We start from the raw sequence: 13,224 nt of genomic DNA, 5'->3' as shown, positions 1-13,224 counted from the left end.
TCCGCCTACGTATGCAGCGGCCGCCCGCGATAAACGAAGAAACCGCCCCCGAATGCGGGACGGCTTCTCCGGCGATCGAATGCCGGCGGCGCTTGCGATGTTAGCGATTCTTCATGCCCAAAGCAAGGCCGCGGCCCCGACCATCGCGCTGCGGTTGCCGAGAAACGACGGGCATACGCGCGCATGCCTGCCCATGGACGGCATGGCCCGTCTCTCCAGCTCGACTTGGAGCCGGTCGAAGAACGGCCGGCCGATGTCGGCGACGCCGCCGCCGATGACGATCGTGCCGGGATTGAACGCATGGACGAGGCTGGCCAGCGCCGCTCCGAGCGCGGCGAAGACGATATCCATGACGGCCTCGGCATCCTCGTCTCCCGCCAGCCAGCCGGCTACGACTTCCCGGGCATCCGGCGGCGAAGCGCCGCCGGGACGCCCTTGTTCGTTCAAGCGTTCCGCCATCAGCCGCGCGATGCTCGTCCCGGAAGCGTACGCTTCGAGACAGCCCCGGCCGCCGCAAATGCAAGCGCGGCCGTTCATGTCCACCGACAGATGCCCGAATTCGCCGGCGCCTCCGAACGCGCCGTGCACGAGTTCGCCGTCGATCAGGATGGCGCCCCCGATGCCCGTGCCGATTGCCAGGCACAGGACATTCGCTTCGTCCTTGGCGGCGCCGAAATGCTTCTCCGCGACCGCAAGGACGTTCACGTCGTTGTCGACGGCAACGGGACAATCGAACTCGCCTGACAAGAGATCCCGAATCCGCGTCCCCGCGTAGCCCGGGATCAGATCCGACGAGGCATACACCGAGCCTGTCGCAGGGTCGATCTGTCCCGCGGTGCCGACGCCGATGCCGCTGTGCGCGTAACCCGCCGCCCGAATATCGGCGATGAACGCGTGCAGTCCCGAGATGAGCCGGTCCATCAAGCCCGGCAGCGATGCCTGCGTGGGGAAGGTCCGCTGCAGCAGGATGCGGCCTTCGCGGTCGACCAGTCCCATGTTCACTTTCGTGCCGCCGATATCGACGCCGATCGCGTGCTGGGCCTGATTCCCGTTCATGGCTTTCTCCCCGCCGAGTCCGGAATCGCGCTCGCGAACCGCCGCGCGATCAGCTGCGGCCGCGTAATGGCGGAGCCGACGACGGCCGCGAACGCTCCCAGCTCGAACGCTTCGCGCAGTTGGTCCGGCGTCTCGATCCGGCCTTCGGCCACGATCGGCGCCGCGCCCGCGGCGGCGGCGGCCAGCTTCCCGACCAGCTCCAGATCGGGCTCTTGGCGCTGCGCGCTGTGGGGCGTATAACCTGACATCGTCGTCGATATCAGATCGAACCCCATGCCGATGGCGGCAATCCCCTCTTCGTAGGTCGATACGTCGGCCATGAAGAGCATGCCGGGGAACCGCGCCTTCGCTTCCGCGAAGAACTGCTTCAGCGTCTGCCCGCCGGGCCGCAGCCGTTCCGTGGCGTCGACCGCTACGATGTCCGCTCCCGCATCGACGACTTCCGCGACCTCGCGGATCGTCGGCGTGATATAGACCGGCGAATCGGCGTATTCGACCTTATGCAAGCCGATGATCGGCACCGCGACGCGCGCCCGGATGGCCCGGATATCCTGCGGCGAATTGGCGCGAATGCCGGCGGCGCCGCCTTCCAGCGCCGCCGCCGCCATCGCGGCCATATGCCCGGCCCCGTGCATCGGCTCATGCGGCAATGCTTGGCAGGAGACGATAAGCCCGCCTTTCAACCGGTCGATGACGCCGGTCATGATTGCGCATCCTTGCGCAGTTCCTCGATCGCTTGCATGATCTCGGCGTGGATTTCGACCGCTTGCGGCAGCTCCTGCTCCGAGAGGGCGGGAATCGGATTTCTCGGAAGTCCGATATCGACGCCGCGCAGCTTGATGATCGCTTTGCACGCCCCGTAGAAGGAGGACAGCGACAACAGCTTCGTAATGATGCCGTTCACGCGGAACTGCCATTTCCGGGCCAGCGCCACGTTGCCTTCGTTCATGAACCGGTCGATGCCGACGAACAATTCCGGCATGACGCCGTACGAGCCACCGATGCCGCCGGTCGCGCCCATGATTTTACCGGCCAAATATTGCTCGTCCGGCCCGTTAAACACCATGAAGCCGTCCCCGCCGATCGCTTTGAACTGCTGCAGCTCGTAGCTGCTCATCGTCGTGACCTTCACGCCGGCGACCTTCGGCTGCTTGGCCATCTTGGCGAGCAGGCGCGTCGTGAGGTGAAAGCCCGTCGTCAGCGGAATATGGTACATGATGAACGGCAGCTCCGTGCTGTCGACGATCGCCTGCCAATGCGCTTCGACGGCCGTCTCCGACAGCGGATAGTAGATGGACGGCACCGCCGATATCGCCGCCGCGCCCGCTTGCTCGGCATGACGCGCGAGCTCCACGCTGTCGCGGGTGGACGGGGCGCCGACATGCGCGATGATCGTCAGCTCGCTGCCGACTTCCGCCGTCACGGCCTCCAGCGTTCTTTTGCGTTCCTCCACGTTCTGCAAAATGCCTTCGCCCGTGCTGCCCCCGATATATAAACCGACAACGCCCTTGTCCGCGTAGAACCGTGCCAGCTGCCTCGTCCGTTCGACACTGACCTCGCCGGCCTCGTCGTAAGCCGCGTTCAACGCAATCGTGATGCCTTCAAATTTCCGTTCCATGATGTTCCCTCCCTAGGTTTGCGTAACCGCTTGCATAACCAAGTATAGCGCGGCCGTTTCGGGATTGCGTTTCACGTTTTCCGGTTTCTTTCGCACTATCTTTGGAACATCTCGGGGCGCGCTCGCGAGAACGCTTGATGGGCGCCGCACCGGCTGACAGCTCCTTGGGGTCAATCCCGAACAAGCAAGAGGACCTCCTCCCGTCAGCCGGGAAAGAGGTCCTGCGCAGGCAAACATGAACGGCGGGATCGACATTTCGTACCAATCGTACGCCTATGTCGTATTGTCTTCCGTCGCGACGTACGCGGTCAATGCGGCCGAATGACATTACGGTCTTTAGCCGAATCTGCACAACATGCGCGCGTACGTGCGGCGTGCGCTTCGTACGTGCAGCGTGCGGATCGGGGCTGTCCCGTACGTAAGTTAGGGGATAGAACCAAACCGTAAACCGCAAAGACCCAAGATGGGCAGACCTAGCGCTGCATCATCTTGGGTCTGTTTGCATCGACCGCTGCCATCTTGTGCAGATTGTGAGCAATCGAAAGCCATCCCACCTCCAAGCTGCCTTTTGGTAAGCCCTGAAGCAGAAACCTCCGGAATCCCCGGCTGCTCTTCCGTTGTCCGAAAACACTTTCCGACTCATGTATCCTCCGGAAAAGGGTGTGGGGAACGGACATGAGATCCTTTATTTGCTCGTATGCATCGATGTTTCGCTTGCTGCCGGACAGGAGATCCGCTATTTCTGCCGAAAGCCGGGTTTTGGCTGCATTCCGGAGCCAATAACGCATTCTATGTCCGATCGTTGCCTCCAAAATGCCGATTTCGATCAAATAGCGGATCGTCTGTCCACCTCCCGATGTCTGTTCGTGGAGGAGTAACACCGATGCATGCTGCCCTAGTGGTAGCGTTGTCAGCCGCGGGCCTTGACCCGAACACCTTCTCAACAGCCTGAGGATGGTGAAGAAACCTCTCATTAAGAAGGGCTTCCCGCCGTCGTCATCTAAGATGACTTATGGGACAGTCGCACCCCTCTGACGCCAAGGATTATATAATCCCCGCATCTCCCGCGTAGTGAATCGACAGCTCGCGCAGCACCGGCTCGCCGCTGCTTGCGATCACTTCCAGAATGACGCCCGACGCTTTGACCGCCGGAATGCGGATAATCGCCTTGTGCCCGATGTTGCGGCCTTCGTAGATGGCAACCGACGTACGGGTCTTCGCCGACAGAACCGATATGCGGAAGGAGAGCACGCGCTCGCCGTCCGTCAGGTCCTCTTGAAGGATGATGTGATCGATCAGATGCGGCTTCTCCGCATCGTACCGCCACTGCGTCCCTTCCCGCTTGCAGGCGGCAAGCGACGCGATCGGACTGCCGAAACGGCGGCGGATCTCGCCGCCGAGCGCCCCGAGATGCGCGGCGTCCTTCGCAGGCAGCAGCCCTTCGCGGTTCGGCCCGATATTCAGCAGCAGGTTCGCGCCGCGGCCGACGGATAGATAATAGAGGCCCATCAGCTCATCGACGCTCTTGACCATGTGCTCGTCGTTATCGCTGTAGAACCAGGTGCCGCCGTTCGCCCGCATCTGCACGTCGCATTCCGCAGGCAGCCACAGCCGGCTGCCGAGCTGCTCCTTCTTCTCCGAGTAGATCGAGAAGTCGACGGAATCGACCGTGTTCCAGCACGGGATCGGCGCGATGCCGTCCTCGTTGCCGACCCAGCGGAAGTCCGGGTCGCCCATGTTGAAGATCAGAATATTCGGCTGAAGCCCGCGGATCGTCCGGATAATCCGCGGCCAATCGTACTCGTGGTCCTCGGAGCCGCACCCGTCGAACCACAGGATGTCGATCTCGCCGTAATTGCCGAGCAGCTCCGTGATCTGGTTCACGAAATAATCGTCGTACGCCTGGGCGTCCTGCGAATAGAAGTCGGCCGAGCCGTCGTAAGGCGAGTAATACAGCCCCGCCTTCACGCCGTACTTGCGGCAAGCGTCGACGTACTCGCGCACGACGTCGCCTTTGCCTTCTTTCCACGGCGACGCTTCGACCGTGAACCGGCTGTACTTCGACGGCCAGTTGGAGAAGCCGTCGTGATGCTTCGCCGTCAACACCGCATACGTCATGCCCGCTTCCTTGGCGGTCCGGATCCATTGCTCGCAATCCAGGCCGATCGGGTTGAAAGCGGCGGGCGTCATCGGACGCTCGTCGAAATCGGCATAGCCTTCATAATACGTGCGCAAGCCGAAATGCAGGAACAATCCGAACTCCCAATCCTGGTAAGCCAGCTGCCTGGCCGTTGGTACGATGCGCGTTTCCGCCGCCGCGGCGGTCTGCGCGTTCTTCTCCGTCTGCATCCTCAAATCCGCCTTCCCCTAAACGAATTTTTGAATTTCCGTTAACATCTGTTCATTCCCGTTCATTCCCGTTACGCTTCCTGCCACAACTGGCGCAGGTTGTCCATCGCGATCCGCGACGCTCGTTTGCACTCTTCCATGCCTTCGAATTCGACCGTGACGTTGCCGTCATACCCGAAGCCTTTGATCAGCTTGACGATGCGGCGAAGCGGTATCTCGCCGTGCCCGACGATCGCGCCCCGCAAATAGTTGCCGTTGCTCGTGCGGAACCAGTCGCCGCCGCCCGGCGATTCGTCGAACGACCGGAAGTAGAAATCCTTGAAGTGCACCAGGGACGCGTACGGCAAGTTCTTCATGACGCCGATCACCGGATTCTCGTCGACGCACATGAAATTGCCGACGTCGAGCGTCGTCTTGAAATTCGGACGGTCCACCAGCTGCAGCACCCGCTGCACCCGGTCGCTCGCCTGAACGCTGAAGCCGTGATTCTCGATTGTCGTCGTGATTCCGTATTGCGCCGCGTAGTCCGCGATGATCCGGCTGCCCTTGACGATGAGCGGCAGGCTCTCCTCGAACCAGGCGATCGTCATCTGCTCCTTCTCGATCGTGAACGCCGTCACGTCGTGACGCATATGCTTGATGCCGAGCCGCCGAACGAGATCGACATGCGCCTTGACGCGCGCCATCTCCGCCTCGAACGCCGCTTCGTCCGGCTGCACGAAATTCGCCGGCATGGAGTAGTTGGACAGCTCGATGCCGGCCGCCTCCGCCTTCTCGCGCACCGCGTCGGCCAACTCCGGGTTATCCACGAGCGTAAAGCCGTACGGCACGATCTCCATATGCTCGCCGCCGTTCTCCTTAATCCAGTCAATCGCGTCCAGGACCGTCATTTCGCCGGACTTGAGCGCCCCCAACAAGCTGTACGTGCTTAATCCGATTTTCATTGCGTTACCGCCTCTCCCAGGTTTGAACTGCAGGCTTACGCCAAGTGAATCGATTTGATCTCGAACGGCTTGAACGTCAGCGCGATCATGCCGTCTTGACCGATGCTGCAGGCTTCCAGCTCGTCTTCCAGCAGATTGACGATGCTGGCCCGCTTCGCGGCAGGCGGCAGCCGGAATGCGATGCGATCGCGGTTGCCGGTCGATTCGTACAACCGCAGCACGATGCCTTCGCCGCTTTCGGCGATCTTCACCGTGTCGAGCACGACGGTGCGGCTGTCGAGCTCCAGCAGCGTATTCGTCGACGGCAGCTTCCCTTGACCGGCGCCGTTCCCGCTTCCCGCAGGCAGCCGAAGCGCGACGGCCGGATGGTTCAATTCCGCCGCTCTGCGCACGACCTCGGCGCTCCGCCAGTCCCGTTCATGCGGATACAGCGAATACGTGAACTCATGCTCGCCCTGGTCCGCCGTGTTATCCGGCCATTTCGGCGCGCGCAGCAGGGACAAGCGAAGGACGCCGTCCTTGACGTCGTAGCCGTATTTGCAGTCGTTCAGCAAGCTGACGCCGTAGCCGCTGCCTTCCGAGATGTCCGCCCAGCGGTGTCCGCACACTTCGTATTGCGCCTGCTCCCAGCTCGTGTTGCGATGCGTCGGACGCTCCAGGGCGCCGAACGGAATTTCGTAGGCCGCTTTGGTCGATACGATGTCGACAGGGAACGCGACCTTCAGCAGCTTGTGGCTCTCCTGCCACTGCACGCGGGTTCTGAAGTCGACGCGCTTCTGATGCGGATACAGGATCAGATCCTGCGTAATCCGCGATTGGCCCAGCTTCCACTCGAAGCGGATGATATCGGCCGTATCGCCGGACAAGATCAGACGCTTCCCGATCAGCTCGGCCTTGCCTGCAGGCTGCTGCTCGTACTTCGGATCGATATCCCAAGCATCCCAGTACGTCGGCTTGTCGTGGAAGAACTGCAGCTCGTTCGCCTTCGCGCCCGGCCGAAGCAGCTCGCGCTGCGCCGCCTTGTCCAGCCAGCGGACGATTTCGCCGCGCGCGTTGAACTCCAGCCGGTAGTGCACCGTCTCCCATGCGTCGAGATCGGCCGCGTTCGAGCCCGCGTCCCGCGTCTGCTCCGCCGCGCCGGCCGCTTCGCGCAGCCAGATCGTCATGTAGCCGAACGCCGGAATCGCCGGCACCGTCACCAGCAAGCCGCCTTGCCCGCCGCCCGCCCCTTCGCCCGGGAGCCAGTCGGATGGCAGGCGGAAGCCGGATTCGTCATACGCGCACAAACCCGCAAGCTCCGCCCCGCCCGCGATAAGAATCGTCTCTTCGCGCTCCCAGCCGAGGCTGTTGAATACGACGTAAGGCGTGCCTTCGCCCGCCGCGTCGACGGCGCCGGCCAGTGCCAGCAGCGCGCGGTCGAGCTCCTTGCCTCCGATCGCGAACAGTTCCTCGTACTCCGCCGCCGACGTCCCGTACGTTTCGGTAATCGCCGTGCCCGGAATGATGTCGTGGAACTGGTTCAGCAGCAGCAGCTTCCAGCCCCGGTCCATCGCGTCGGCGTCCATGTCCGCGCCCGCGTATGCGCCGGCGAGCGCGCCCCAAATCTCCGCTTCGCGGTAAAGCGCTTCCGCCTTGCGGTTGCTGCGCTTGTTCCGGCCATGCGTCGTCAGCGTGCCGCGATGCAGCTCCAGGTACAAGTCGCCATGCCATTCCGGCAGCGTCTGCGCAACCTCGCCGGCCGCTTCGAAGAACGCGCCCGCCGTGCTGAAGCCGCCCGCGGGAAGGCCCGGCATCAGCTCGCTGCGGCGCACGAGCTCGATCATGTCGCGCGTCACGCCGCCGCCGCCGTCCCCGTGTCCGTACAGCAGCATTAGCTCGTTCAGCTTGTCCTTCTGCCGGTACTCGCTCCAGCTCTTCTCGACGTTCTTCGGCCGCGTGTTCTCGTTCAGCGCATAGCTGAGGTACGACACGATCGGCGTGCCGTCGATGCCGACCCAGCGGAACAGCTCATGCGGGAATTTGTTCGTGTCGTTCCAGTTCAGCTTCGTCGTCATGAAGTAATCGACGCCGGCCAGCTTCAGAATTTGCGGCAGCGAGGCGCAGTAGCCGAACGTATCCGGCAGCCATTCGATCGCCGAGCCCTTCCCGAACTCGTCGCGGTAGAATCGCTGGCCGTGAAGGATTTGACGGACGAGCGACTCGCCGCTCGGAATGTTCAAATCCGGCTCCACCCACATGCCGCCGACCAGCTCCCAGCGTCCGTCGGCGACCGCTTGCTTGATTTTGGCGTAAAGCGCGGGGTCATGCTCCTTCACGAACCGATACAGCAGCGGCTGGCTCTGGGAGTAGACGAAATCCGGGTATTCCTCCATAAGCGACGTCATCGTCGAGAACGTGCGGCTTGCCTTGCGTACCGTCTCCCGCACCGGCCACAGCCAGGCGATGTCGATATGGGACTGTCCGACCATATGCATCTTGCCCTGCATCGGCGGCGCCGGGAATGCGGAGGCGATCCGGTCCCTGAGACGGCGCTCGATGGCGGACAGCCGCTCGCCGTCCTGCCACTCTTCCTCGGTCAGTTCGCCGCAGTCGTTCATCGTTTCATAGAGCATGTCCAGCTGCCGCCCGCGATTGGCGTCCGGCTCAGGCAGCAGGCTCATCGTCTCGTAGACGGCCTGCACGCTGTACAGCAAGCTCTGCGCCGCCTTGTTGATCCGGACGAGCTTCACCTCGAACCGCGTCACGGGCGGGCTCAGCGGCGCCTGGTTATTGAGCGGATCGACCGGCTCGGGAATCGGATCGAACAGCTCGAATTCCAGCTTCGGCGTCAAGCCCGCGCCTGCCAGGTACAGCGGCACGACGTTATGGTTGCGGTCGATGCCCTGGTACGACTTGCCGTTGATGCGCAGCAAGCCTTCGCCGCCGCCGGCGATCGTCAGCGCGGCCGTGCCCGGCTCCCATTCCCGCGGAATCGAAATTTGCTTGGACAGGAAATAAGTAATGCCGTATTGCCCGTCGAGCGTCATCTCCTTCTGCAGGCGCTCTTCGCCGTCCGGCAGCGTTTCATACTCGCCCGGAAGTCCGTAACGGGTTCTCTTGACCTGCCAGTCGTGCAGCGGAAGCGACTCCGCCCATTGGCGTTCCGATAAATGGTGGATAAAACGATGGATGCGTTGCATGTGTTGCCCCTTTCTCGACACAGCCGCGGCTGCGCCCTTTCCTGTCTTGCTGTCTGTGCTGCTTGCTGTCTGTTGTCTGTGCTGTCTGCAGTCTTGCTGTCTGTGCTGCTTGCTGTCTGCCGTCTGTGCTGTCTGTTATCTGCTGCTAGCTGCTTGCTTCTCGGCTAACGCCTCACCTTACATACGCCAACTGCCGGCGCAGAGTTGCGTCTCCCGTTCAATTCGCCCGGCAAGCGCGGCCTCGCGCGGACAAGCAGAAGGAAGTATGCCCGAAGGAATACTTCCTGTTGCCGTTTGACTTTACTTTTTCTCCAGCGCGGATTGGTAGATTTGGATGTATTGCGGCAGGTTCAAGCCGTCGAACCCTTTCACGTACGCATCCCAATCTTTATCCAGGCTCTTGTCGCCGATGATGAATTGCGCCATATTCGATTGTACGTAATCTTTAATGGAAGTTGCAAGCTGCGATCGTATCCGTATCTTCCGGACGAACGTAGGCGCTGGACGGGTAAAATTCCTTCGGCGTGTACGGCGCGTATGCCTTGGTCGCGTCAGCCAGACGTTTCCCGTAACCGTCGGCAGTCAGCGGATCTTGCGACGTCGCGAACAGGTCGCGGAAGTCCTTGGACAGATCCTTCGGTCCGAGCAGCGACCAGCTGTCGTTGCGGACGACGTTCGGGTCGACCGGCGCCAGATTGGAGAAGCTGTACTTGGCCGGCTTGCCGTCGATGTTCTTCTCGTCCGCGTTCGCCTTCTTCCAGCCGTCGCCTTCTTTCACGCCGTATTCGCTGTACAGCGCGCCTTCCTCGCTGTAGGCATAATCGGCGATCTTGATCGCCGCGATCTGCTGCGCTTCGCTCGCTTTGTTCGTGATCGCCATCGCGAATTCCCCGAAGCCTTGGGAAGCGCCGGCCAGCTGCACGCCTTCAGGCCCTTTCAGCGGTGGCACGATGACCCAGTGCTTGTGGCGCGTCTTCGTGTCGTCGTACGTATCGACCAGGTAGCTGAGCAGCGCCGTCGTGACGGAGCCGACGACTTCGTCGCCTTCGCGGTTGCCGAGCTGGCTTACGGCCTGGTCGTTCTGCGTAAAGGACGCTTTGTCGATCAAGCCTTCGCTGTACAGCTTGTGCATGTACGCGAGGCCTTCTTTCCACTGCGGCTTGTTCGCGGCAAAATCGACTTTGCCGTCCGTCACGGTCAAGTACTTGTCGTTATCGTTATAGATGAAAGCGTTCATCAGGAACGCATCGATGTTGCCGTTAAAGACGTATTTGTTCGGAGCGCCCGTCAGCGGGATTTCGTCCGCTTTGCCGTTGCCGTTCGGGTCTTTCGTCTTGAACGCCTTCAGCACGTTGTATAGCTCATCGGTCGTCGTCGGCACTTTAAGGCCGACCTTGTCGAGCCACTCTTGATTGATCCAGTACTTCTGCGAGTAGATGCAATGATCGCATTCGTTAAAGCGCGGAATACCGTAGATGTTGCCGTCCGGTGCTGTCATCGCTTCTTTCAAATACGGCTTCTTGTCCATCATCGCTTTGAGGTTCGGCGCGTATTTGTCGATCAGGTCGTTCAGCGGGATGAGCACGCCCTGCTTGCCGTACGTCATCAGATCGGCGTTCGTGAATTTGCCCTCCAGGAACACTTCCGGATAGTCGCCGCTCGCGAGCAGCAGCTGCCTGCGGTCGACGAGCGCGTCGGCCGGCGCCAGGTCCCACTTGATGTTGACGTTGAATTTCTGCTCGACGTATTTCGTATAATCGTTATCCTCGAGCGGCGCCTTCCCTTGCGGCGCGAAGAATCCGATCGTGGTCGGTTTGGACGATGCGGCCGAGCCCGAAGCCCCTGCGTTCGCGCCGTTCGCGCCGCTGCCGTTCTCCTTGCTGCCGCACGCCGAGAGCGCGACGCTGCTGATCATGACAAGCATAAGCGATACCCAAATGGACTTTTTCAAAGCAATGATTCCTCCTTGGAATGATCATAAGTTCTGTGTACCCCTCAAGCCCCGGCTTGAGCGGGCTCCCCCTGCCTTGATGCCGTTGATGCGATCTATGCCGTGCCGCCTCACCTCCGCCTATAATTCACCAATCGCAAGCTGCCTATGAAATCGGCCATCTTATGCATTCGGCTTCCAGGCCGGATCTAGCCCTTCAGCGAGCCGATCATCACGCCTTTCACGAAATGCTTCTGCACGAACGGGTACATGATGAGCACCGGTATGCAGGCGACGACGATCAGCGCGTATTTCAGCACCTGCTCGAAGCCCTGATCGCGCAGCTTCTGCGCCGTGTTCGCCAGCATTTCCGGATCGGCCGCGTTCAGAATGAGCATGTTGCGAAGCACGTACTGCAGCGGGAATAGATGTTCCGATTTCAAATAGATCAGCGCGTCGAAGTACGCATTCCAATGGCCGACGGCATACATCAGCGTCATGACGGCGAGGATCGGCTTCGACAGCGGGAGGACGATGCTCCACAGGTAGCGCGTGTCGCGGCAGCCGTCGATTTGGGCCGCTTCCTGCAGCTCCGCCGGGATCGACGACATGAAGAACGTCCGGGCGATGATAACCTGGAAGACGGAGAACGCGCCCGGGAGCCAGAGCGCCCAGCGGGTATCCAGCATGTGCAGGTTCTTGACCAGCATGTACGTCGGAATGAGTCCGCCGCTGAAGAACATGGTGATCATCATCAGAATCATGATGTATTTGCGCCCCGGCATCATGCGCTGCGACAGCGGGAACGCCATCAGCACGGTGAAGACGATGTTGATGAACGTGCCGACGACCGTATACACGATGCTGTTGTAATAGCCCAGCATGAGCTGCGAGCTTTTGAAAATCGACTGGTACGCCTTCAGCGAGAAGTGAACCGGGTAGAGCCATACCTGCCCGGAGACGACCGCGCCCGGCGAGCTGAGCGACGAACTGAGAATATAAAGGAGCGGGTACAGCACCGACAGCGTCAACGCGCCGAGCAGCGCGTAAATCACGACGAGCAGCATGCGGTCGCCGAACGGTTCCCGGATTTTGGTCTTGGTCAACATAGACGGCCGCCTTTCTACCACAAGCTGTTATCTGAAACTTTACGGGCAATTGCGTTGACGATCACGAGCAGAATCAGATTGATCACGGAATTGAACAATCCGACCGCGGTGGAGAAGCTGAAGTTCGCCCCCAAGAGGCCGACCTTGTACACGTAGGTGGAGATGACCTCCGACGCGCTGGTGTTCAGCGGATTCTGCATCAGATAGATTTTCTCGAAGCCTACCGCCATGACGCTGCCGAGGCTCAGGATCAGCATCGTGACCGCGATCGGGATCAAGGAAGGCAGATCGATGTACAAAATCTTCTTGAACCGGGAAGCCCCGTCCATGCGCGCCGCTTCGTAGAGCGAAGGATCGACGCCGGCGAGCGCGGCAATGTAGATAATGGAGGCATAGCCCATCTCCTGCCAGACGCCGGACCAGACATAGATGGACTTGAACAGCTTCGGCTCGCCCATGAAGTTCGTGTCCGACCAGCCGAAGAACGTCAGCACCTTGTCCACGACGCCGACATGCGGCGACAGCATCAGAATGATGATCGATACCATGACGACGGTCGAGATGAAGTGCGGGGCGTACGTAATCATCTGCACGGTTTTCTTGAAGAAGCCCGTCCGGATTTCGTTCAGCGCCAGCGCCAGCAGAATCGGGATCGGGAAGCCGGCCAGCAGCGAATAGAAGCTGATGATCAGCGTGTTCTTCAGCAGCAGCGGGAAATTCGGCGAACGGAACAGCTCGTCGAAATGCTTGAAGCCCACCCACGGGCTGCCCAGAATGCCTTTGATGACATTGAAATCCTTGAAGGCGATCATGACGCCGAACATCGGGATATATTGGAATATAATGAGATAAAGCACCGGCAGAAGCACGAGGAGATACAGTTCCCAGCTCCGTCTCATTTTCAACCATGTTACCATCCGCATTTCTCCTTCGATTTCAGAATCAGTGTTGTTGTCCGAATCCCCTGGCCGCGATCACGTCTTATCGCGATCAATGCGACACGACCGCCGAGAGGCCCGTTCGGATCGATAGCCTGATT

General features: G+C 60.8%; 10 protein-coding genes and 1 pseudogene. All 11 read right to left on the bottom strand.

Features of this window, described 5'->3' with window-relative positions; all coding sequences use genetic code 11:
- Positions 1-111: 111 nt before the first annotated feature.
- The 11 genes and pseudogenes from GXP70_RS06655 to GXP70_RS06610 all read right to left on the bottom strand — a co-directional run bounded on the left by GXP70_RS06655 (position 112) and on the right by GXP70_RS06610 (position 13,102).
- The gene (locus GXP70_RS06655) at positions 112-1,056 is read right to left on the bottom strand and encodes an ROK family protein (RefSeq protein WP_162355726.1); all 945 of its coding nucleotides are present in this window, start codon (positions 1,054-1,056) and stop codon (positions 112-114) included.
- Positions 1,053-1,760: an N-acetylmannosamine-6-phosphate 2-epimerase gene (locus GXP70_RS06650; RefSeq protein ID WP_162355725.1), complete on the bottom strand. Its 708-nt coding sequence runs from the start codon at positions 1,758-1,760 to the stop codon at positions 1,053-1,055. The genes GXP70_RS06655 and GXP70_RS06650 overlap by 4 nt, the downstream gene beginning before the upstream one ends.
- Positions 1,757-2,674 (bottom strand): dihydrodipicolinate synthase family protein, encoded by a 918-nt coding sequence (locus GXP70_RS06645; protein ID WP_162355724.1) that lies wholly within the window; start codon positions 2,672-2,674, stop codon positions 1,757-1,759. Before GXP70_RS06645 ends, GXP70_RS06650 begins: the two co-directional genes overlap by 4 nt.
- A gap of 473 nt (positions 2,675-3,147) precedes the next feature.
- Positions 3,148-3,327 (bottom strand): annotated as a pseudogene (locus tag GXP70_RS06640) (transposase); the annotation flags it as partial.
- A 391-nt stretch (positions 3,328-3,718) separates the two neighbouring features.
- Positions 3,719-5,023 carry an alpha-L-fucosidase gene (locus GXP70_RS06635; protein WP_162355723.1) on the bottom strand — a complete coding sequence of 435 codons (1,305 nt, stop codon included), beginning with the start codon at positions 5,021-5,023 and terminating at the stop codon, positions 3,719-3,721.
- Between the two features lie 71 nt (positions 5,024-5,094).
- Complete coding sequence (locus GXP70_RS06630; protein ID WP_162355722.1) at positions 5,095-5,967, bottom strand: sugar phosphate isomerase/epimerase family protein; 873 nt, start codon at positions 5,965-5,967, stop codon at positions 5,095-5,097.
- A 35-nt stretch (positions 5,968-6,002) separates the two neighbouring features.
- Positions 6,003-9,146 carry an alpha-mannosidase gene (locus GXP70_RS06625; RefSeq protein WP_162355721.1) on the bottom strand — a complete coding sequence of 1,048 codons (3,144 nt, stop codon included), beginning with the start codon at positions 9,144-9,146 and terminating at the stop codon, positions 6,003-6,005.
- A gap of 300 nt (positions 9,147-9,446) precedes the next feature.
- Positions 9,447-9,572 (bottom strand): hypothetical protein, encoded by a 126-nt coding sequence (locus GXP70_RS30030; RefSeq protein ID WP_263864103.1) that lies wholly within the window; start codon positions 9,570-9,572, stop codon positions 9,447-9,449.
- Positions 9,573-9,591: 19 nt separating this feature from the next.
- Positions 9,592-11,097 (bottom strand): type 2 periplasmic-binding domain-containing protein, encoded by a 1,506-nt coding sequence (locus GXP70_RS06620; protein ID WP_225442694.1) that lies wholly within the window; start codon positions 11,095-11,097, stop codon positions 9,592-9,594.
- A 188-nt stretch (positions 11,098-11,285) separates the two neighbouring features.
- Positions 11,286-12,185, bottom strand: coding sequence for a carbohydrate ABC transporter permease (locus GXP70_RS06615; protein WP_162355720.1), 900 nt, complete (start codon positions 12,183-12,185; stop codon positions 11,286-11,288).
- A gap of 14 nt (positions 12,186-12,199) precedes the next feature.
- Complete coding sequence (locus GXP70_RS06610) at positions 12,200-13,102, bottom strand: ABC transporter permease (RefSeq protein ID WP_225442693.1); 903 nt, start codon at positions 13,100-13,102, stop codon at positions 12,200-12,202.
- Positions 13,103-13,224: the final 122 nt, after the last annotated feature.

Source organism: Paenibacillus lycopersici, assembly GCF_010119935.1.
Lineage (GTDB): Bacteria > Bacillota > Bacilli > Paenibacillales > Paenibacillaceae > Paenibacillus_Z > Paenibacillus_Z lycopersici.
The sequence above is the reverse complement of the archived record's forward strand: the minus strand, read 5'-3'. Positions and strand labels throughout refer to the sequence as shown.